Source organism: Mucilaginibacter pocheonensis (assembly GCF_031456535.1).
Taxonomy (GTDB): Bacteria; Bacteroidota; Bacteroidia; order Sphingobacteriales; family Sphingobacteriaceae; genus Mucilaginibacter; species Mucilaginibacter pocheonensis.
In genome coordinates this window covers 161,481-185,910 of sequence record NZ_JAVDUU010000004.1, presented here as the reverse complement: position 1 = coordinate 185,910, position 24,430 = coordinate 161,481, and the positions used below count along the sequence as shown (strand labels likewise).

Annotated in this window: 10 protein-coding genes; 9 read left to right on the top strand and 1 reads right to left on the bottom strand. The window is 41.0% G+C overall.

Annotated elements, in window-relative coordinates; translation table 11 throughout:
- Nucleotides 1–31 precede the first annotated feature (31 nt).
- From J2W55_RS19120 to J2W55_RS19095, 6 genes are all read left to right on the top strand, one after another.
- A complete protein-coding gene (locus tag J2W55_RS19120; RefSeq protein WP_310099451.1) occupies nucleotides 32–3,346 on the top strand; it encodes a SusC/RagA family TonB-linked outer membrane protein in 3,315 nt (1,104 codons plus the stop codon).
- Between the two features lie 18 nt (nucleotides 3,347–3,364).
- Nucleotides 3,365–5,200, top strand: a complete 1,836-nt coding sequence (locus J2W55_RS19115) for a RagB/SusD family nutrient uptake outer membrane protein (RefSeq protein WP_310099449.1) — start codon at nucleotides 3,365–3,367, stop codon at nucleotides 5,198–5,200.
- Between the two features lie 291 nt (nucleotides 5,201–5,491).
- A complete protein-coding gene (locus J2W55_RS19110; protein WP_310099446.1) occupies nucleotides 5,492–9,589 on the top strand; it encodes a two-component regulator propeller domain-containing protein in 4,098 nt (1,365 codons plus the stop codon).
- Between the two features lie 363 nt (nucleotides 9,590–9,952).
- Entirely contained in the window at nucleotides 9,953–11,437 is a 1,485-nt protein-coding gene (locus tag J2W55_RS19105; protein ID WP_310099443.1) for a glycosyl hydrolase family 28 protein, read from the top strand.
- 148 nt (nucleotides 11,438–11,585) lie between these two features.
- Nucleotides 11,586–14,696 carry a PKD-like domain-containing protein gene (locus J2W55_RS19100; protein ID WP_310099440.1) on the top strand — a complete coding sequence of 1,037 codons (3,111 nt, stop codon included), beginning with the start codon at nucleotides 11,586–11,588 and terminating at the stop codon, nucleotides 14,694–14,696.
- Nucleotides 14,697–14,835: 139 nt separating this feature from the next.
- Nucleotides 14,836–16,275 carry a sensor histidine kinase gene (locus J2W55_RS19095; RefSeq protein WP_310099437.1) on the top strand — a complete coding sequence of 480 codons (1,440 nt, stop codon included), beginning with the start codon at nucleotides 14,836–14,838 and terminating at the stop codon, nucleotides 16,273–16,275.
- Nucleotides 16,276–16,320: 45 nt separating this feature from the next.
- On the opposite strand, the gene J2W55_RS19090 is transcribed toward J2W55_RS19095, so the two are convergent.
- A complete protein-coding gene (locus J2W55_RS19090; RefSeq protein ID WP_310099434.1) occupies nucleotides 16,321–17,217 on the bottom strand; it encodes an AraC family transcriptional regulator in 897 nt (298 codons plus the stop codon).
- 216 nt (nucleotides 17,218–17,433) lie between these two features.
- Between J2W55_RS19090 and J2W55_RS19085 the strand changes: the two genes are divergently transcribed.
- The 3 genes from J2W55_RS19085 (at nucleotide 17,434) to J2W55_RS19075 (ending at nucleotide 24,290) form a co-directional block, all read left to right on the top strand.
- Entirely contained in the window at nucleotides 17,434–20,310 is a 2,877-nt protein-coding gene (locus J2W55_RS19085; RefSeq protein WP_310099431.1) for a DUF8487 domain-containing protein, read from the top strand.
- Nucleotides 20,311–20,473: 163 nt separating this feature from the next.
- Nucleotides 20,474–22,645, top strand: coding sequence for a glycoside hydrolase family 31 protein (locus J2W55_RS19080; protein ID WP_310099429.1), 2,172 nt, complete (start codon nucleotides 20,474–20,476; stop codon nucleotides 22,643–22,645).
- Nucleotides 22,646–22,655: 10 nt separating this feature from the next.
- A complete protein-coding gene (locus J2W55_RS19075) occupies nucleotides 22,656–24,290 on the top strand; it encodes a hypothetical protein (protein ID WP_310099426.1) in 1,635 nt (544 codons plus the stop codon).
- Nucleotides 24,291–24,430: the final 140 nt, after the last annotated feature.

The window sequence follows — 24,430 nt, the reverse complement described above, 5'->3', positions numbered from 1 at the left end:
CGTTTTAGTAACCTTTTTAATTTATTCAATTATGAGAATTTCTACTCTTTTATCAAAAGGAAAGTACGGGGTACTGACCCTGTTTTTCTGGTGCCTGTTTTCCGTCGTCGCTCTTGCACAAAGCAAGCTGATTAACGGCCGGGTCATTGACGCCAAAACTAACGAAAGCATTATCGGAGCAACCGTAAAAGCTAAAGACGGACGGGGCGGCGCAATAACCGATGTAACCGGCCGATTTAAACTCGAGGTTGCGCCGAATACAGTTTTACAGATCAGTTATATCGGTTATCTTACCAGGGAAGTAATAGCTGATCCGGACAAACCGATGGTAATTAGCTTGACCGCCAACAGCAGTGACCTAAGCGAAGTGGTTGTAGTTGGCTATGGTACTCAAAGAAAGGCTACTCTTACAGGGGCCGTAGCAACCGTATCATCAAAAGTTTTTGAAGACAGGGGGCCAATCAATAACCCATTATCATCTTTGCAGGGGCAGGTGCCAGGGGTTATTGTAACGCGTAGTTCTGCACAGCCGGGAAGAGAAAATTGGAATTTTCAGATCAGGGGAGCAACCTCAACCAAAACACAAGATCCATTGATCATCTTAGATGGAGTAGCTTTGTCAAGTAATGCGGAGTTGAATTCCATTAATCCGAATGATATCGATAATATTTCCTTTTTGAAAGATGCCTCTGCTGCTATTTACGGCGCAAGGGCTGCCTGGGGCGTGGTGCTTATTACAACTAAAAAAGCCAAAGGTGGTAAAATGGTTATTCAATATGACGGCTCTGTTTCAAAGAAAATACTTGGTTTACAGCCAACCCTTATTAATGACAAGCAATGGGGCGAAGGATTAATGCAGGCTTTAACAAATGATAATTATGGCATAGCGCCAACCGGTTATCTATGGTATCAGTTAGCGGCATTGGCTACCAATCCTCCAGCATCCGGTTATATTGATATTACAAAGCTACCAGGTTACACCGGTTCGGCTAACGGTGTGTTATACAACGGAGTACCACTTCCATCTTTTGGAGATGTTAAGGATTTTACCTTTTTTGATACCAATCAACAAAAAATATTGTGGCGAAATGCTACTTCTACTCAACATAATTTAAGCTTTTCTGGCAGGACCGAGAAAGAAGGATACCGGGTATCACTGGGTTATTTAAACGATGGAAGCCAGTTACGATGGGGGACCAATGGAAACCAGCGTTATAATTTGAGGTTTAATAATGATTATACCTTCAGCGACAGATTTAAGCTGGAAACCAATATATCATTAGAAAGAAATAGCATACAGCAACCGTCCCTTTATAGTTATAATGGCTATAGCTCGCTTAGTGAGTATGCCCAGCCGGGACTGCCGCCCTTTACTTCACAAGGTCAACCCTATGCATGGGGGACCGTTTTTAGCGCCGCGGCGGCAGACCGGGATGGCGGCTCAAATTTAGAAGTTAATACCAGGGCGCTGCTTAATGCAACGGCCACCTACAATTTTGCTAAACACTTAACTTTTACCGGCGTAGCTGGCTACAATACCTGGTTTCAGGATAGCCGCATACAACAAAAACAAGTTCAGTATTATAATTACGCCGGTAACATATTGGTGCAAACATTACCATCTGCCGGCGGAAATAATGAGGTTAATAATACCTGGTATCAAAGGGCAAATACTACAGAACCCTATTACAACCTGATTGGCAGGGTAGCTTATAACAATACCTTCAATAAGATACATGATGTAGGTGTGATGATCGGTGGTTCTTATGAGCGGGATGAATTTAACTCATTTGTTACCCGGACATATAACCTTAGCAATGATAATATTCCGTCATTAGGACTTGGTTTAAGTAATGGAACCGCTGGTTATGTAACCAATGGGGAAACCCAGAACCATTATGCGTTAGGTTCTTATTTTGGCAGGACAACTTACGCCTTCAAAGGAAAATATTTACTGGAAGCCATTGGACGATATGATGGATCTTCCAAATTTATTGCGGACAGCAGGTGGAAGTTTTTCGGAGGATTGCAAGCTGCATGGCGTATTATTGACGAAGGGTTCATGAAAAAACAAAAAATTGTTGATGAACTTAAGTTAAGGGTCTCTTATGGAACCACCGGTAACCAGGGCGGAATAGGGTTATATGACTATATTCAGTCATTAGCTGTAAATTCAGGAGGTGCACTGCTTGGATCTGGTACAGCAACCACGATAACAACCGCAGGAAATCTGGTATCCCTAAACAGAACATGGGAGACGGTAAAAAACAAAAATATAGGTATTGATTTTGGTTTTCTGAATAATCACTTGACAGGTAGTTTTGATGTTTACAGAAAGGACAATAGTAATATGTTGCTTAGTCAAAGCTTCCCGGGAGTTTTGGGTGCAACTGCTCCCGATGCCAATATCGGGGAGCTTAAATCATGGGGTTATGAAGGCAGCCTTACCTGGAAATCAAAAATTGGTAGTGTTTCGTACAGTATTACCGGAACTATAACAGATAACCAAAATAAGCTAATTCATTATGGAGGGGCCAATGTACTTGGCGCGGGCTTTAATCCAACCGTTGAGGGGTATCCCTTGAATTCTTATTTCGGTCTTAAATATGATGGACGTCTGCAAACTCAGGCCCAGGTGGATGCTTATAATGCTAAATATGCACCTGCAGGCAGCACCAATAATATTAATTTACCTGTTCCTACTCCGTTGCTTAATCCGGCAGGTCAGGTGTCAGGCATTCGCCCCGGTGATAACACTTTCAAAGACGTAAATGGGGATGGTAAATTAAGTATAGGAACAAGTACTACCAATCCTGGCGACCTGGTATATCTGGGTAGCAATGACCCCAGATATAGCTTTGGCTTAAATTTAGGACTGCAATGGAAAGGGTTTGACTTTTATGCCATTTTTCAGGGAGTTGCTAAAAGAACCATCTTTAGATCAGGTAATATGCGGATTCCCTACAAATCTATTTACCAGGGGCAAAGTGATGAATATGTGGGTAATACTTGGTCACCAAGTACCCCGGATGCTTATTACCCCAATTTGCATTCAGCGCAGAACAATGGCATCAACACCTATAATTTCCAGATCTCGTCCTGGTCTGTTGAAAATGGCGCATACATTCGTTTGAAGAACCTGGTGGTAGGATACACACTTCCCAAACAATGGCTTGAAAAAAGCAGGGCGATTAGAGGACTTCGCATTTATTTTTCAGGAAGCGATTTATGGGAGTTGACAAAAATTCATGATGGATGGGACCCCGAAGTAACAAGAACAGTCGCAGGAAATGAAAGATTTCCTTTTTACCGATATGTAACACTTGGAGCTAATGTTACCTTCTAACTTTAATTATTAACGAAAATGAAAAAGAATAGCAAAAAATATATATTAGTATTGATATCGATACTATTTACCGTAACACAATATAGTTGTAACAAGTCACTGAACTTAAAGCCGCTTGACCAGCTTAACGATCCTGCGTTTTTCAAAACACCAGCTGATTTTAAAACCTTCGCCAATCAGTATTATGGATACCTAAAAAACTTTACAACGCTGCTGGGGGTTACTGATGCACCGCATTCCGATGGCCGGTCTGATTTAACAGGCGGTGGGGGAAGTTTCGGCGCGGGCACAAACAGCGTGCCTACCACCGAACCCGGACAGGGGAACGCGGGGAACTGGACAACAGATTATACCAGAATCCGGGCAACTAACTATCTGCTTACAAAAGCCACATCATATGCAGATCAGGCTGGTATCGCGCAGTTTGTGGCCGAGGCCAAGTTTTTCAGGGCCTATGTTTATTTTGATCTGTTACAACAATACGGGGGAGTTCCAATTGTAACAACGCTACTTGAGCCCACATCGCCTGAATTATATGGAGCAAGGGCAACAAGGGATGCGGTGGCCGATTTAATTATTAGCGATCTTCAGTCTGCTATACCTAATTTGCCAGCGTCTATTGCTGCAAATTCTGCCGATTTTGGTAGGGTTACGCAAATGGCCGCACAGTCCTTTTTATCAAGGGTGTGTCTTTATGAAGGTACCTGGCAAAAGTTCAGAAATGGGGACGCATCAAGATATAATGGTTTACTTGATAAAGCTATCACTGCATCAAACGCCGTTATTACCAGCAACCAATATGCGCTGTTTGGAACACCTGCGTCTAACGCACTGGGAGGTAACAGCACCATATTAGGTGATTCTGCCCAGAAATATATGTTTATTCTGGAGAATCCGAGGTCTAACCCGGCGGGTGTTACAAAAGCAGCCAATCATGAATATATCCTGGCAAGCCGGTATGATGATGTAATTAAAGTGGCCGGTGTAAATATCAGCCGCTCGGCGCATAACGGCACGGGCGTAAACAGGAAATTTGCGAACATGTTCTTATGTACCGATGGCCTGCCTGTAGAAAAATCGCCAATATTCCAGGGATATCAAACTTATAACTCAGAATATCAGAACAGGGATAGCCGGATGCGCTATACATTGAGAGTTCCTTATCAATATTACTGGTTTGGGTTGCTTAATGGCAGAGTTAACTGGACAAATGATGCGGCCGACCGTGCAACTGCAGAACAGGTGGTAAGACCTGGTGGCTATGGAGGGCAAAAATGGGTTTCGGAACGTCCGGTAGCTGATAAATTTGAGTCGGAAGATTATCCGGTGATCAGATACGCGGAGGTGTTATTAAATTATGCAGAAGCGGTTTATGAACGCAATAATTTCATAAGTGATGCCGATCTGAATAAATCATTGAATCTGGTGCGTTTGCGTGTAAACAACGCTATGCCGCCTTTAACTAATAGCTTTGCAGGAACCAACGGTTTGGATATGAGAACAGAGATTAGAAGGGAACGTGCTGTTGAGTTGTTTGACGAGGATTTCAGGTTAGATGATATTAAACGCTGGCATAGTGCTGCTGTTGACCTGGTGAGCAATATAGGCGGCACAGCCTATGGGAATCAGGCCGAGTTTGTTAGCCCATGGCCTCTGGGTACTAAATATACAGGTACACAGGCACAAGTTGGGCCAGATCCTATAAATCCGCCGCCTACTAATCCAAAAGATGCCAATGGCTGCCTGATCACGGATCAAACGGCGAGACAGTTCAGTGAGAAGAATTACCTTTATCCTATTCCGGCACAACAACTTTCTTTAAATCCTAAGCTTGTTCAAAACCCAGGCTGGTAACTGTAGATAAAGCCATAGCAACCAACGCAATAGGAGGTTGCTATGGCTTTTACTTCATTGGTATTTGCATCATCAAATTTGTCGATGCCGGTTTACGGATATCAACATGTTTCTGATCATCAGAAACATGTTTTATTTCGCCGGATAACAAAGGAGGTAAAACCAGTTTAAACTTTATTTATGCTGGGGTTTATTTGTTAAATTTGGAGTGATCTGTAACCAATTATACTTAAATTTAAAGTTAAGCAGAATATCTAAGTTTTCTTTCTGCTTGTATATCGTGTTAGCAAAATGAAATATCCCCTATATTTGCTGCTATTTATATTTCTTACTGGGCAGGCCGCAACTGCTCAAATCATGTCATATATAGGTATAGAGCAGGGGCTGTCAAATAATACCGTTACTACCATTCATAAGGACAAATTAGGGCTGATGTGGTTTGGTACAATTGATGGCTTAAACCGATTTGATGGTTATTCATTTAAAGTTTTCAGAAACAAGTATGGCGACTCTACATCACTGCCACATGATATTGTTACTTGTATCTATTCTGATCCAACAGCCAATATCTGGACTGGCACGCAAAAAGGAATTGGTATTTTAGATAATAAAACACTTAAGTTTTCGCCGGTCTATTATCGCAATAACTTGAATAAAAGGAGTGTCTGTGATAAATGGGTCAATGATATTAAAGGCGATAACCACGGAAATACCTATGTTGGTTGTACTGATATAGGTTTGTTAACTTATCCGGCCGGGCAAAAAGAAGGCGTCAGGATTCCGTTAAAAGACAATTTAAAGCGCACCTCTTCTTATTCTGTCAATGCAATCGCTATCCTTAACTCCGGAAGTATTTGGCTTATGATAGAGCGCATCGGTTTATGTGCCTATGATCCTAAAGCAAAAATCATTTATCCTGTAGCAACCGGCGACATGGCTACTGCGTCTTCGATCAGTTATGACAATAACGGGAAATTATGGATAGGTACACACCATGGCCTTTATAATTATGATATTAAATCCCATCTGCTTCAAAAATATCTGTTCAAAGAAAATACTTTAAATGAAGGCTGGGTAACGGATGTATTATTTGACAAAGCCAATTGTTTATGGCTCACAACCAATGGAGAAGGCGTTATTAAAATAAAAGGAGATGACCGAAAAAGCTATCAATTAATAAAGCAGGGAAAAACCGGATCGTTAACCAGTAATGCTGTTTATGCCATTTACGAAGATGAGTTATCAAGGAAATGGATAGGTACGCTTCGCGGTGGTATCAATGTGATTGATAATAAAAAAAATCAATTTAAAACCTATGTTCACGAAGCTGGTAATAATAGTTTGGCCTATAATTTTACCTTTTCTTTTTGTGAAGATAGAGATAAAAATGTATGGATCGGGACCGATGGCGGTGGGATAAGCATATGGAATAGCCGGCAAAACACGTTCGTTAATGATCTTTATAATGTGCCAAACAGTAAACAATTGGCCAATGCACATATTGCCAGTATGGTTAAGGGTGCGGAGCCCTATATATGGATAGCATCTTTCGGACAGGGGGTTTACCGGTTTAATGAACAGCTTAAGAGATTAGATGCAGTGCTGTTTAAAAGCGCTACTCACGCAACAGCTACCTGGAAACTCTATAATGATGAAAATAATGACATCTGGGCAACTTGTTTACGCGGGGACAATCCGATAAGCGCAACAAACCGGTTGTTTATATACAACAATAAAGAAGAAAGATTTGTTCCTGCCCCTTTCCGTGTAAGTAGTGATATTCTATCCGTTATAGATGACGATCGGCAGAATTTATGGATGGGCAGCTTTACAAGCCTGATTCACGCTAATAAAAAAACAGGAATTGATAAGGTAATAGATTTGAAAACAGCTGTAAGAGCGTTGTATAAAAGTAAATCGGGCAGGTTATGGATCGGCACCTATGGAAGGGGACTAATGAGTTATGACACGCGTACAAACCGTTTTGCTGAATACACAGAGGATAATGGATTATGCAATAACAAGGTATTAAACATTGAAGGTGATAATAGCGGGAATATTTGGGTAAGTACTTATAATGGTTTATCTAAACTCAATCCAACAAATGGCAAGATCGAGAACTTTTACAGTGTCGATGGGCTTCAATCTAATCAATTTTATTACAATGCATCAGCGCATCTCAGTAGTGGTCAGCTCGTTTTTGGTGGAATCAAGGGTTTTAACGTATTTTATCCGGACAGTATCCGCCAGTTTCATGATTTTCCAAACCTGCTGATCTCAGGGCTGCGTATTGACAACGCCGCGGTAAATGCGGCCAGTGAATTTGTTCCTGCGGCCAAAAATATTTATGCAATCGATCATATCACATTGCCTTATGACAAGGCCATCCTTTCTGTGGATTTTGTTGCGCTGGAATATTCACTTCCTGAGAAAATTCAATATGCTTATTTCCTCAAAGGAAGAGACAAAGCCTGGAATTATGTCGGCAATCTTCGCAGTATCAATTATTCGCGTTTGAGTGAAGGTCATTATACACTAAAGATCAAATGTACCAATGCTTCGGGTATATGGAGCCAGAAGGAGAGAGTGATTTATATTACCGTACTTCCTCCCTGGTACCGCACCTGGTGGGCTTATTGTTTATATTTGGGTGGAATTGTTACTGCCGTTTATCTTTACCTGCTTTATCACAAAAAGCAAACCGCCCTTGAGTATGAAGTAAAGCTTGTTACAGAGGTAAATGAAAAAAAACTCGCTTTTTTTACTAATATTTCGCATGAATTAAGAACCCCGCTCACCTTAATTGTTAATCCGATCAAAGATTTACTTCAAAGTAATGGGGCCAACCTTGATCTGATCGATATCAGCTCGGTATACAGGAACTCCAGACGATTGCTAAGTTTGGTTGATCAGCTGTTGTTATTCAGAACGTCTGAAAGTGAAATAACCGAACTACAGCCGTCATGGCTTAACATGAAGGATATATGTTATGAGGTGTTTTTGTGTTTTAACAACCAGGTTAAAGCCAAACATTTATTTTACGAGTTCAGATGTGGAGACCCGGAGATAATAGGGTATGCAGATAGGGAAAAGTTGGAGATTGTTCTGTTTAATTTGTTATCAAATGCCATAAAATATACGCCCGAGCAGGGTAGCGTAATTCTTGAGTTAAAGAAAACTGATCAATTTATCGAGATCCTGATTAAAGATACCGGCCCTGGTATTCCAAATGATATTGGCGAAAAGTTATTTGAGAAATTTTACCGGTTACCACAGGAACATGACCAGGTAACGCAAAGCGGGTTTGGAATTGGACTTTTTCTTGCCAAAAAGTACTGTGATATTCACAACGGCATTTTGTCTTATTCCAGTATATTGGGAGAGGGTACTACCTTCAAACTGCTCCTGCCGTTAACGGAGAAAATCCCAACAACTAATTCCAATTATATGGAAAGTGGTAAAAATAGTGTATCACCGTTATTACAGGAAGTTATCGCTGACGTTGATGATGTAACTGAAAAAGTTGGCAAGAATCAACACGTAGAAGAAATTCTATCCGGTATGGTTAATGAAAAGGCGGTTATTTTATTAATTGATGATGACAGGGAAATAAGGGCTTATATTAAACAGCTATTACAATCTACATATACGGTATACGAGGCTGATAATACGGATGCAGGGTTTGATATTGTATTGGAGAACGAACCGGATATTATTGTTTGTGATGTGATCATGAAAGGCACGAGTGGTGTGGAATTTTGCTCCAGGATGAAGGAGTCTCCCTCATTCAGTCATATCCCCATTATACTGCTTACCGGCACATCGTCACCTGAAATAAAACTTAAAGGAATTGAATGCGGCGCGGATGACTATATTACAAAACCATTTGAGAGCGAACTTTTGATTGCACGCATAAAGAGCATGCTCAAAGGAAGAGGTGCACTAAAAGATTACTTTTTTAACGAAATTACGCTCAAAAACAACAGCTTAAAAATTCCAACGGAATACAGCGATTTCCTTTCCAAGTGTATTAGGATTGTTGAAGACCATTTGGAGGATGAGGATTTTTCCCTCAAAGTTTTTTCGGAAGAAATGGGGATGAGCCGCTCAAAGCTTTTCAGAAAGATCAAGTCCATCTCCGGCCTTTCCAATACGGAATTCATCCGATATATCAGATTAAGAAAAGCCGCTGAGTTAATGATCCAGACGGATCTGCAAATAAAAGAAATAGCTTTCCAGATTGGGTTTCAGGATATAAAATATTTCAGGGAACAATTTTCTAAATTATTTGAAATGAAACCGTCTGACTTTGTTCGTAAATACAGGACTACATTTATAAAAAACTGGAACCTGAACACAAGTATCCCTAATTGGAAAAATAAATACTGAGCAATTCTGTTATTTGCACTTTTACTCTTATTGGAGGAATAAACATCAGAGGCAAATTATCAATGCAATTGCAATTGGTTTAACTCCAGATTACAATTGCATCATAATTTATCACCAATAACTGGTAAAAATTTGTTGTTTCCCGCTTTGTAAAAAATATCCCCCTTATTTGACCCGGTAGCCACCTTTTGCTATGACCTTTTCAAACGAATTTTACCCTTCCACGGGGGGATTATATGTTGACGGTCTGCGGAATATCCAGAGTTTTTAATTGCCAAAGATATCGTTTGTTCAATAGTTTCCTGAATTGGGGACCCATATTGCCGGTTATTTAAATTATTGTACTACTTATCTAAATATCAAATGCAAAAAAAAATTGTCCTGTTTATCTTTTTATTTTTAAACCTATACCATTATGCACAAGCCCAGCTAATTGCCTATAAGGCGCCAAAAGGAAGTTCTTTAAATAATAGCTTTTTTACTGTAAAGGTTAGGCAGGGGGGGCATCAATGGCAATCATTGCCCACCTATCTTGCTACTGTGGCTAACGTTGTAAATACAAAAAGTACGTTTCATGCAACGTCTTTTTCTTATTTTGATTTTTCAGGGACGGTTGAGGTATCGGTTACTTATAATAAAGGTGCAATTAAAAGCACGCGGATACGTCCTTTAGCATTTGGCATTAATCCAAAAGTAAGGGGGAATACCCTAATATTTTCGTTAAACCGGCCAAGGAATCTATCGATAGAAGTTAACGGCGATATCTTTAACAATCTGCAATTGTTTGCCAACGCTTTGGAAACTTACAAGCCAGCAGTGTCTGACAGTAACGTTATTTATTATGGGCCAGGCATCCATCAGGTTGGGTTTTTGAAGGTGCCTTCTAACAAAACGATATACATTGCAGGTGGAGCTATTGTACAAGGGAGATTGTTGATCAGTAACGCTGAGAACGTTCGTGTTTTAGGGCATGGGATATTAACCCAACTGCCTTTGCCAAATTATGCTGATAAAACCGCATCAATTCCCTCAAATTCCTCCCGTAACGATCAGTTAACGGTTGAGTTTTCAAAAAATGTTGAAATTAACGGGCTGATTGTGCTGCCTCATAAATACAGTGTACTTATCGGTCAATCGGCCGGCCTAAGCATCAATGATTTAAAATCTTTCAGTTATGAAGGTAATGCCGACGGTATTGATGTTTTCTGCAGTACAAATGTCGCGATCAACAATATTTTTATGCGTAATTCAGATGATTGTATTGCCATTTATGGCCATCGGTGGGCTTATTATGGCAATTGCAGTAATATCTCGGTGTCCAATGCGATACTTTGGGCGGATATTGCTCATCCCATACTCATCGGAACTCATGGAGATACCCAGCATCCGGATACACTTGCCAACATGAAATTCAAAAATATAGATGTCTTAGATCAGCATGAGCATCAGATTGACTATCAGGGCTGCCTGGCTCTAAACGCCGGGGATAGCAATTTATTAAATAAGCTGCAGTTTGAAGATGTCAGGGTTGATGATATCAGAGAAGGTCAACTGATAAACATACGCGTGATGTTTAACGGGAAATATAATACTTCTGCCGGTAGGGGCATTAACAATGTTTATTTTAAAAATATTTTTTATAACGGTGGCCGGGCAAATCCGTCAGTTATACTCGGTTACGATGAAACCAGGACCATTAAAAACGTGGTTTTTGAAAATCTTCAAATAAATGGAAAAGTGATCACTGATGATATGCCCGGGAAACCCAGTTATTATAAAACAGGTGATATGGCTAATATGTTAATCGGCGAGCATACTCAAGATATCAGGTTTGTTCCGTCTAAATAAAGTTTAACGGATGTAAGCATCGTGGGAAATTTCATTTGTATAGGGTTGACTCAAGTTGTTGAAAGTCAATAATTTTAATTGGGAAATATTATCAAAATATTTATATTTGATATACATCCTCCGCCCAATTTTTAACCTATAACCTGCAATGAAACATAGCCATTTGTTTGCTATCCTATGCATTTTGGCAATGGTAATACCATCAGTCAATGCGCAACAACGTACCTTAACTATTACCGGCGATACTTGTGAGGGGAAAAGCTTAAAAGCAATCCTTAGTAGCGGCATGGTCAAACAATTTAGATGGTTTAAAGATACAGTTCTTTTACAGGCACGGGGGGCATGGCAGCGTTATGGCACGGTTGTGGCCGGTGGCAATGGTGCTGGCTCCGCAGCCAACCAGCTTTATGATCCGCATGGAGTATTTGTAGACAAGGACAACAATATTTATATAGTTGACAATCTCAGAGTTCAAAAGTGGGCTCCCGGAGCCCAAAGCGGCGTTACTGTAGCTGGTGGAACAAACAAGGGTACAGGTTTAAACGAGTTTTATGCCCCGGTGGATGTGTTTGTCGATAATAATAAAAATGTGTATGTATCCGATTATTTGACCAACCGCGTGGTAAAATGGGCGCCAGGTGCAACAAGTGGAATTATAGTGGCCGGGGGCAACGGAGCGGGTGCACAGGCAAATCAACTTAATGGGCCGCAATCCATTTGTATGGATAAATCAGGTAATCTTTACATCGCCGACCGGTGGAATGATCGCGTGGTGAAGTGGGCTCCCAGCGCAAAAACAGGGGTCATAGTGGCCGGGGGTAACGGCAGAGGCGCGGGTGCCAATCAACTTCGTGAGCCATACGGGGTAGGTGTGGATAATGCCGGGAACATATATGTATCTGACCCTTACAATTATAGGGTTCAAAAATGGGCGCCAAACGCTAAAACAGGTATCACTGTTGCTGGTGGTAATGGCCAGGGAATAAATGCCAGCCAGTTAAATTTTCCAAGTGATATAAGTGTAGATTCTGTAGGTACTGTTTGTATTATGGATGTTGGTCGGGTTCAAAGGTGGGTACCCAAAGCAACTTATGGCGTTACTATAGCAGGGGGATATGGTTACCCTGCCAGCGTTGCCGAACTTGACAAAATACCAACCGCCTGGGGACTGTACGTTGACCCCCACGCCACAGCGTTTATTTGCGACCTTACTTATGCACGTGTTGTTCGGTTTAAAACTGCAACTACCACAGATGGTGAACTGTTAAATGTAAAAGCTGGTGTCTATAATGTGCAGGCAACTCCTGCAGTTGGAACAGTAATAACGAGTTCTTCATTTAAAGTGAACGCAATACCTCCTGTCCCTGTTATAAACGGGCTTGCGAGTATTGAAGTAAACACCATTTCCGGCTTTAACGTAACCAATCCGGCTGCAGGAGCTATTTATACATGGACCGTACCTTCAGATGCTGTTATAATATCAGGACAGGGGAAAACTTCGATGACCGTAAAATGGGGTGTTACAAGTGGAAAACTATCGGTAACAGCATCAAACGGTTGCGGTATTTCCAAGCCCCAAACTAAAAACATAAGTGCAATTAAAGGAATTGCGTTCATTTACGGAGATTCATGTGCCGTTACAACATTACACGCAGGCGTATCTTTAGGCACGGTAAAGGAATATGATTGGTTTAAGGATACAGTATTTATACAAGCGAGGGGTCAATGGAATACACAGGGTATCATTGTAGCTGGTGGAAATGGAGCCGGTTCAGCCCCTAACCAGCTTAATCAGCCGCAAGGTATCTTTATCGATGATCACAATGCAATGTATATAGTGGATGGTACTAATTATCGCGTTCAAAAATGGAACGAAGGCGCCACTGCTGGAATAACTGTGGCGGGTGGTAACGGAAAAGGTACTGGTTTAAATCAGTTTTTTGCTCCGGTGGATGTAGTGGCTGACGAGAAATCAAACGTTTATATAGTAGATTACTTGACCAACAGCGTAATTAAATGGGCTCCGAATGCAACCAGCGGAATAATAGTTGCCGGTGGAAACGGCACTGGCAGCGCTGCTAATCAGCTAAACGGGCCGCTATCAGTTTGCATAGACAGGTTGGGCAACCTGTACATTGCAGACAGATGGAACAATCGGGTACAAAAATGGGCTCCCGGCGCAGCCGCAGGTATTACTGTGGCCGGTGATAATGGCAAAGGAACAGCAGCAAATCAGTTGTATGAACCTACCGGCGTTGGAATTGATTATGCAGGAAATGTTTATGTATCTGACTCATATAACTATAGAGTGCAAAAATGGGCACTTGGTGCAGCAAGTGGTATCACAGTAGCCGGAGGTAATGGGAAAGGATTGACGCCCAGCCAACTTGACAATCCGCGGGAAATTAGTGTGGATTCAGCTGGTAACGTTTATGTTCTTGATGGTACACGGGTTCAAAGATGGTCTGTGGGAGCTACATATGGCGTTGTTGTTGCGGGTGGCTATGCAATGTCTACCGATACAGCCTTAAATAGAATAAATACATCGTTTGGGCTTTTTGTAGACAAGGGCTCCTCCGTATATGTCTCAGATTTATTTGATGCCCGTGTCAGAAAATTCGTTACAGTAGAATCTTCGGCTAATGGAGATCTGCCCAATGCAACACCTGGAATTTATGTCGTTCAGGCTATAACAACAGAGAACAAAATTTATGTCAGTACTCTATTTAAGGTAACGGATATTCCGTGGCAACCGGCCTTAATATCGGGTCCTACAGTTGTAAATGCAAATTCGATTGTAAAATATAAGGTTTCCAATCCTTTTTCAGGAGCGACTTATACATGGACACTGCCGCCCGATGCTCTCATTCAATCCGGATATGGCACCAGCGCAATAACGGTGAAATGGGGTGTCAGTAGCGGACTGATAGGCGTGTTTGGATCAAATGCATGTGGCGCTTCAAAAGTGCGGATGAAAAATGTAACCGTTAATCAACCTGTGGCGTCGACTGCCACGATCTCAATGTATCCTAACCCTACATCCAATATAGCTTCCGTGACCTTTGAATCTGATGGTGGATTTGCATACCAGGTGGCTATTACCAATATGATGGGAAAACCACTATTAATTCAAAAAGGGTATACAAAAAGAGGATCAAATAAAGTTGAATTAAATGTTCAGCATCTCGAAAAGGCGGTTTACCTTGTTAACGTTAAATTTGATAATAAAGCAAATGTATTAAAGTTGAGCAAACAATAAGTTTGTGATGGTTTGCTCCTGGCAACCCGTCATAAACTTTCGGCATTTAATTTAAAACAGGATACTTGTTTCCCATACAAATCTTGCAAACACTTTTTGCTTAAAGCGTGTTAAGCCTTTAATCATCAAGCTAATCGATATGCCACGAGAAATTGGTCAACAAGATTTTGAACAACGATTCCTGGAATGTAATGAGAAGTTTAATACAATATTCAGACTTACCAGTACTGCAAGTAAAATTATTTCCTCGGATCTTACCATTCTGAAAGTTAACGACGCTTTGGCAAGTATGTTAGGTTATACCGCTGAAGAAATTGAAGGTACCCAAATAATGGACCATGCCTGCGCCGAATATAAAGCCCATTGGCACGAGTTACAAGAAGCGCTTTGGGCAGGTAAGGTGCCTTTTTTTAAACTTCAGGCTTGTCTTCACAGGAAAGACAGAACACTTGTATGGGTCAATGTCACAACTGTTTTATTTGAAGATATGGGTCAGACCTATGGTTTTACCGTTCTTGACGATATAACCGGATTAAAGCATTTTGAAGAAAGCGAAAAACGTTTGAATATCGCGCTTCGCTATTCTAAAATGGCAGTATGCGAATTTGATCTGAATGAAAATGCTGTTTACCGGTCCGAAGGCCATGACGAGATATTTGGATATGAAAACCAACAAGAGAGTTGGACTATAGAACGTTATTATCCGCATATATGGGAGGATGACCTGCCTAAATTCAAAATGGCAGTGGATTCGCTCTCTGAAGGTGGTTTTATGGATCAGCAGGTAAGGTTAGTAACCCAGGACGGGTCAGTTAAGTGGGTGCATTTTCAGGGTAAAACGGAAGCAGGTAAAGATGGAAAGCCGATAAAACTGCTGGGAACTATCATTGACATTACCAGCGAGAAATTGGTAGAGCGGCATAAAGACGATTTTATAAGTATTGCCAGCCATGAACTGAAAACACCAATTACAAGTTTAAAAATCTCTTTACAACTGCTTGATAGAATGAAAGAGGAATTATCAGGCACGCTAAGGGGGCTCGTTTTGCAGGCCAACAGAAGTATTAATAAGATTGTTTTGCTTGTAGACGACTTGCTAAATGCGAGTAAAACTTACAAGGATCAGTTAGATTTAAAAAAAACACCGTTTAACTTGTATAAAGTTATCGAGGAATGCATCAATCAACTGCGAATTGAGCGATTACATGAAATCATCATCAACGGGCCGCGGGCTCTTGAAATAAATGCCGATGCGGAACGTATAGAACGTGTTATTGTGAATCTGTTGAGTAATGCTATAAAATATGCACCGTCTTCAAAGAAAATTACTATCCAAATTGAACAGATGAACGCGATAGCTAAAGTATCGGTGATCGATCAGGGAAACGGTATAGCGCCTGAAAAACTGCCGTTGCTATTTGATAGGTATTACCAGGGTAGTAGCGAACGTGAACATTATTCAGGCTTGGGTTTAGGTTTGTTTATCAGTGCCGAGATCATCAAAAAACACGGCGGTGAAATTGGTGTAGTAAGCGAAGAAGGGAAAGGCAGCACCTTTTGGTTTACTGTTCCGGTATAAATGAATCATCACGGACGGAAAGAGAGGAGATAGTCAAAGATCCTGTTAATTCCGTTTATGCTGATTTTTGTATTTCGCCGGAGAAATTCCCATTAGTTTTTTAAATAGGCGCGAAAAATAATAGGGATCCTCAAACCCTAATTCAGCGCATATTTCTTTAATATTCCGATCAGTGAAATAAAGGTATTGACAGGATTTTTGAACTTTGAGCTGATTGAAATACTGACACGGCGAACAACCGGTTTTTGATCTGAATAATCGTGAATAATGTGAAACCGAAAGGTGTTGTTGTGCCGCAAGGTCATTTACCGATAAGAGGATATTTATATTGTTTTTCATGAAAATAATAGAGTGTGTAACAACATCATCATCTTCATGTACCGGATTGATCTCTTTATGATAAATAAAAGCGGATATAAATTCCAATAACTTAATATTGATAATTTCTAAATCTCTAATTTTAAAGCTATTATCTAATAAGTTGAAAATGTTTTCAAAGTTTTGGATTCTTAACTCGTCATAGGGGATAGATAATAAATCCGTTTTCTTCTCCATATAGGCGCTATATAAATAATCAGCATATTCACCCACAAAATGCACCCAATAAATTGTCCAGGGGTCTTGCGGGGAGCTTTTATAATGATGAGCGACGTTTTTAGGAATAATAAAAAAAGTATTTGGTTCAACCTCAATGTTTTTACCCTGCAAATAGATATTACCCCGGCCCTCGGTACAATAAAGCAGAATGTATTGATTGCTTCCCAGTTTCCGCTCCCGGTCATGAAATATGGCATGAGGATAGTAGCCAATAGCCGTTAAATAAAACCTTTTTATTAAATTGTTTTTTGCCACCTGCTTTTTCACGTTAGGTGGTAAAACGATCATCTTTTGGCCGAGAAACCCTTCTTTGATTTTCTTAAGATTTTCAGTTTGTGTCAGCATCTTTAAAACAATTCAAATACCAATAGTAGTGGCAATATAATCCATTAAAACGATAAATAAACAATCTGTGCATTGGTTCTTTCTATGAAAATTGCAATTATTTAAATATAATCGCTTTTGCGTTGATAAGATTATCCATGATTTTGAAGTATTTGTCCATTCAATAACACCACCTTAACATCTATGTTTATATTGTCCGCTAACTAATCATAACTTATGCTAACCATTTTTATCAGGCGCAAAGCCAGCAGCTTTTTTTTATTACTTGTTTGTTTTATTTCGCATGGAGCGTTAGCCCAAAAAACGGCAGTTAAACCAGGCGTAAACCGGCTTGACCTGGCAGGGATTTGGCAATTTGAGGTAGATTCGCTCGACCGTGGTGTTAACGATAAGTGGTTTGCGCGCAAACTTTCCGATCAGATTCGGCTCCCCGGTTCAATGACTACAAATTTTAAAGGCAATGATATTGATGTGCACACACCCTGGACCGGGAGTATTGTCGACTCCAGTTGGTATAATAACCCCAGTTATGCTCGTTACCGTGTAAATGGGAATATAAAAGTTCCTTTCTGGTTGCAGCCGGTGAAATATTATAAAGGCCCGGCCTGGTATCAAAAAGAAATTGAAATACCCGCAGGCTGGAAGGGCAGTGATATAAATTTGTTTATAGAAAGAAGTCATTGGGAAACCTCTGTTTGGGTAGATGATAAGTTTGCCGGCATGGCCAACAGCCTCGCCGCACCCGACGTTTTTGAGTTAGGGCAGTTTTTATCTCCGGGTAAACATAGATTGACCGTGCGTATTGATAATCAGGTGGGTGATATTGATCCGGGCGAGAATTCACATAGCATCACCGATCATACCCAGGGCAATTGGAACGGCATGGTTGGTAAAATTTTCATTGAAAAGAGGAGTAAATTGTGTTTTGCCGATGTTCAGGTGTTTCCTGATATCGATCGTAAACAGATTACTGTAAAGATCCAACTCAAAAATACTGCCCGGACCTCGCTTCTTCCACATATTTTGGCCTCGGTTAGTGACAACGCTGGCCACGCATTATCTTCCAAAACCCAGACTGTTCATATTGATACTGCTAACCAGCGTATATCCATAACCTATCCGATGGGACTAAAACCACACTTATGGGACGAGTTCAATCCTAATCTGTACAAACTTAAGCTACAATTACAAGGTGACGGTAAGGTGCTGGATTCAAAGGAAATTAGTTTTGGGATGCGGAAATTTTCCAGCCGCGGCACGCAGTTCGCTATCAACGGACGATTGACATTTTTACGCGGCACGCTTGATTGTGCGGCGTTTCCACTCACAGGATACCCTCCAACTGACGTACAGTCGTGGACGGACATTTTTAGAAAGTGTAAATCTTATGGCTTGAACCACATTCGTTTTCACTCCTGGTGCCCGCCCGAAGCAGCCTTTACTGCGGCCGACCAGGTTGGACTTTATCTGCAGATTGAGTGCTCCTCCTGGGCCAACCAGGGGGCGACAATCGGCGATGGAAAACCTATTGATCAGTTTATTTACGACGAAAGTAACCGAATTGTAAGCGCTTACGGCAACCATCCGTCATTTTGCATGCTATTGTATGGAAACGAACCGGCCGGCGATCAAATGAAGAAATATTTAACAGGTTTTGTGAAATATTGGAAGCCGAGGGACAACAGGAGGCTTTACACAACGGGTGCAGGATGGCCGATCATTGATGAAAGTAACTATAACAGTACACCTGACCCGAGAATACAACTTTGGGGAGCAGGTTTAAAAAGCGTGATCAACGCCGAAAGCCCCAAAACAAATTTTGACTGGCGCAACGTGATCGCCAAATGGCAACATCCTACCGTAAGCCATGAAATAGGGCAGTGGTGTGTTTACCCCGATTTTTCCGAGATCAGTAAATATACAGGTATTCTCAAGGCAAAAAACTTCGAGATATTCAGAGATCAACTTAAGGAAAATGGTTTAGCCGACTATGCCAGTGATTTTCTTAATGCGTCAGGAAATTTGCAGGTATTGTGCTATAAAGCCGATATTGAGGCTGCGTTGCGCACACCCGGCTTTGGTGGCTTTCAGCTTCTTGGTTTGTATGATTTTCCTGGACAGGGTACAGCGTTAGTGGGCGTATTAAATGCGTTCTGGCATGAAAAAGGCTATGTGAGCCAAAAAGAGTATAGCCGCTTTTGCAATGCGGTCGTGCCGTTGGCAAGGTTCCCCAAAATGGTTTATTACAATGATGAAACGCTGCGAGTACCAATGGAAATAGCCCAGTTTGGCCCCGCGCCAATTAAAGATCCGCAGATTAAATGGTCGGTCAGCTCAGTTGATGGTAAAGTTTGGTATCGCGGGGCATTTAAAAAGTCAATTATACCAAACGGTAATAATATCTTTCTTGGCGATATTAACCAACCGCTGGCCGGTATTACCAGTCCGCAACGCATGATTGTTAGCTTAAGCGTAAATAATTATACAAACAGTTGGGATATTTTTGTTTATCCGAGAGAGCACGTGAAGCCGAAAGAAAACATACTTGTGACATCTGTACTTGATGATAAAGCTATAGCCCTGCTTAAAAACGGAGGCAAGGTGTTATGGACATTAAAACAACATACCCTGAATAAAGATATGGGAGGGGATATAGCCATAGGTTTTTCAACCATATTTTGGAACACAGCCTGGACCCACAGTCAGCCGCCTACCACTATGGGAATACTTTGTGACCCTAAACATCCGGCGCTTGCCAACTTTCCCACTCAGTCGTTCAGCAACTGGCAATGGTGGGATGCAATGTCTCATTCGTCGGCTATGGAACTGGATAAGATCAAACCCGGTTTAAAGCCAATTGTCAGGGTGATAGATGACTGGGTTACGGCACGCTCACTCGGGCTTATCTTTGAGTGCAATGTAGGAAAAGGAAAACTCATTGTTTCATCGGTAGATCTTAGCGCTGACATCCAAAGCAGGCCCGAGGCAAAGCAGTTAACATCAAGCCTGCTAACTTATATGGGCAGTAATGATTTTAAGCCTGCAGAAAATGTAGAACTGCAGAAGCTGCAGGCAATTACAGGAGGGGAGTAAGCTAATTAAATAAAAACTTTATTTATCATTTATTGAGTATAAGAACGGAGTTATTGCGTCTTCTGTATTAGACGAACATGTTTAATTACAGCTGTAACAATTAAATTTATCACAGAAGAATGAAATTAATTCCTTATACCCTTATAAACCTATGCTCAATATAATGAAAAACGATCTGCAAATAATTAAGTGGAATTTAATTGCACTGTTTATATTACTCATTAATTGTGAACTAAAAGCGCAAAACAAAATAGAAAAAGTGGCGGCCGGAGTAGATAAAATAACGGCCGGCGTCACCGATAAATTCACCCCATATAGTGTTTGCGAAGAAAAACCATTGTTAAACGCTTTAACAGCTTTGCCGCAGGGAACGTTGCCATTTAATTTAAATGAAGTAAAGATAAAACAAACAGACCGCGGGATTATTGTTGAAATTCCGCTTGCAAATGATGAACACATTTATGGCTTTGGTCTTCAAATGAATTCTTTCGATCAGAAAGGGCTTCGTAAAAAGCCGGTGGTAAACGCTTACCCGGTTAATAATGTTGGCTATTCGCATGCACCAATGCCTTACTATGTATCAACAAAAGGCTATGCCATATTGATAAATACAGCCAGGTATCCCACTTTTTATATTGGTGTACATCAAAAACTGGATAAATCGGCAGCAGCAGCCGCAAAGCGGAAAAGTGAGCGGAATATGGAGTCTACCGAAAGCCTATATGCTCCGCTCGAAGAAAGTTCAGCTACTGTTACTGTTGATATACCCGGAGCAAAAGGTATTGATGTTTTTGTATTTGAAGGACCAAGTATGAAAAATGCCATACAGCGGTACAATTTATTTTCTGGTGGTGGCGCTCTGCCTGCCCTATGGGGTTTGGGTGTTAAATACAGGGTTAAATCTGACTTTGATAATAACGGTGTTTATAAAATGGCCCGTTATTTTAGGGAAAAACATATTCCATGTGATGTTTTTGGATTAGAACCTAAATGGCAGACTGAATCTTACTCATCGTCATTTGTTTGGAACAAAAAAAACTTTCCCAACCCTAAGGCCTTTATTGACAGTATGAAGGGCTACAACCTGCGATTGAATCTTTGGGAACATGCCTATATTGCACCAAGTTCGCCTTTATACGAATCCATGCTAAATAAAAGCGGCGACTATCCGGTTTGGAAAGGCCTGGTTCCTGATTTTGCCGATAAGGACGCGAGGAAAATATTTGCCGGTTATCATGAAAAAACATTTGTGGATCCGGGTATCTCGGGATTTAAAATGGACGAGTGTGATAATGCAGAATATTCAAGAGCTGATATTAATTGGGGTTTCCCGGAAATGAGTGAGTTTCCTTCGGGTATCAACGGCGAGCAAATGCACCAGTTATACGGCGTTCTATATGGTCATACTTTATATGACATCTTCAAAGCACACAATCAAAGGTCATTCTTTGATATCCGCTCGCTAAACGCTTTCTCGTCTGCATTCCCTGCATCTGTTTACAGCGACACTTATAATCAAACCGAATATATCCGCCTTATTTGTAATTCGGGCTTTTCGGGGTTACTTTGGTCGCCCGAAATAAGAGAATCTTCATCCGAAAATGAATTGATCCGCCGGGCACAAACAGCAGTACTTTCGGCTCAAACCCTCTTCAACTCCTGGTACTTAAAAAATCCGCCATGGCTACAGTATGACAGGAAAAAGAATAATGCCGATCAGTTTCTGGACAGTACTCAAAGCAGGGAGGACCATATCCGGAAATTATTGAATTTCAGGATGAGCCTTATTCCTTATTTGTATGGGGCTTTTGCTAAGTATAAGCAAGAGGGTATACCACCTTTCAGGGCGCTGGTTACTGATTACCCTGAAGATGAGAACGTTTATAAAATCATTGATGAATATATGATAGGCAATGACATACTGGCCGCCCCTTTACTGGCAGAAACCAACTCCCGCAAGATATATTTACCTGAAGGTAACTGGTATGATTTTAATACCAACAAAAAATATGCAGGGAAGCAAACTTATACCATTGATTTTAATTTAGATCAGATACCTGTTTTTATAAAAGAAGGGGCCATTATACCGTTGGCCCGCCCTGTTGAGTTTATTGCACCGGAAACCGTGTTTGATGTTACCTGTAATGTTTATGGTACACAAGGGAGTACTTCATTGTTTGAGGATGATGGGATAACATTTAATTATGAAAAAGGTGCATATAATACCTTGATTTTAAATTATAAAAACGGTAAGGGCACCGTTAAGCGTAATGGTGGCTTCAAAAAGCAACTTTATCATATTAACGGCTGGAAGGCAATAAAAGATGAGAAATAGCCATTTTTTAATGTCCTTGATATTTTTGCTGGTTGCGGTACTTCAGGTTAATTTGTTGTATGGGCAAAATAAATATCAAGATCCTGAAAACAGCATTTATCAATATTCAGTACCTGTTGAAAGCCGCACCGCTTATCTGTGGATACCCCCTAAATGTAAACAAGTTCGTGGTGTAATTATTTCACTGGCTAACTTATTGGAGCGGCAATGGCTTGAAGACCCCATCATCCGAAAAGAAGCGGCCGATGATGGTTTGGGCATCATTTGGGTTGGGCCGGCCGTTAGAGGTGTTAAAAAAGATATGGTATTTACGGCGGATATGAAAAACGGTGCCGGAGAGCTATTGGAAAAAATGCTGAAGAATTTTGCTGATATGTCCGGCTATAGCGAAATTGAATTTGCCCCGATCATATCCATGGGGCATTCGGCAAACGGACAATTTGCATGGGAGGTGCCAAATTGGAAACCCGAACGAACTATAGCAGCAATTCCGGTTAAAACGATGCCTCTGCCTGCAAAACTAAATTTTAAAGGTGTGCCCTTGTGTTATGTTGTTGGGGAAACTACAGAATGGCCGCAATACAGAGTGTTCGACCCGGCAACAAAGCCAGGCGATCGTGATTTTTTTTGGCCGGTAGTTATATCAAGTGCCGTTGAATTACGAAAGCTTAACGAGGCAAACCTGATAAGTGTGGTTGTTGACCCGGGTGGGGGGCATTTTGACTGGTCAGAACATCTTGCAAAATATATCAGTCTTTTTATTCATAAGGCATGTAAATATCGTCTTCCGGAAAATCAATCCAAAAATGGTACTGTAGCATTAAACAAAATCGATGTGAGGTCGGGCTGGTTAACTGATACAGCCGGAATGAAGCCTGATAGATACGTTCCAACTGTTTATACTAAATACAAAGGTGATCCCAAACAGGCATTTTGGTTTTTTGACAAGGAAACAGCGATAGCTACGGCCGCGTTTTCAGGGGATCGGAAAGTGCGCAACAAGCAAATGCTGACATTTGTACAGGATGACAAATTATTACCTGTAGCAAAACTTGGCTTTGCGCCTTTAAAGTTTGAACCAGAGGCCAATGGAATTACTTTTAAAGTAAAAGGAGCTTTTTTAACAGAAGTTCCACCAGAGTTGATTGGTTCTGGGACGAAGCTGGGACATGCGCCGGGGCCAATAAACTTTAAAGTGATAAGCGGCCCAGCTATCCAAACTGGTCCTGATCAATTCCAGATCCGGTTTAATAGGGGAGGCGATGACGGAGCCGTGTGGCTGCAGGAGGAACATCCCGGAAATGATAAATACAGGCACGCGGTTCAGCCGGGCCGAATACAAATTCCGGTAAAGTTACAAACAGGAGAGTCACAGCAAATAACATTTCCCGAAATTCCGGCTCAGCATGTACCGGCAAAAGGAATAAGTTTAAAAGCTTATTCAACATCAAAACTACCCGTTGATTATTATGTTGCTGCAGGGCCGGCAATTATTGAGGGTGATTTACTTAAAATAAAACAAGTGCCTGTAAATAGTAAATATCCTATAATTATAACGGTGGTAGCCAACCAATGGGGAAGATCTTTGTCGCCGCAGTATCAAAGTGCGCAGCCCGTTACCCGAAGCTTTTTATTGCATAAATAGTTAATACTTTTAACTAAAACCATTGCCACGCTTTTCTATCAGGAGTTACGAAATCGTTGTCGTAAATATTTATTTTAATTTATTTCTAAAACGTTTTAGATTAATTTAAGTTTGATATGCCAATTAAGCCATTTTAGCAT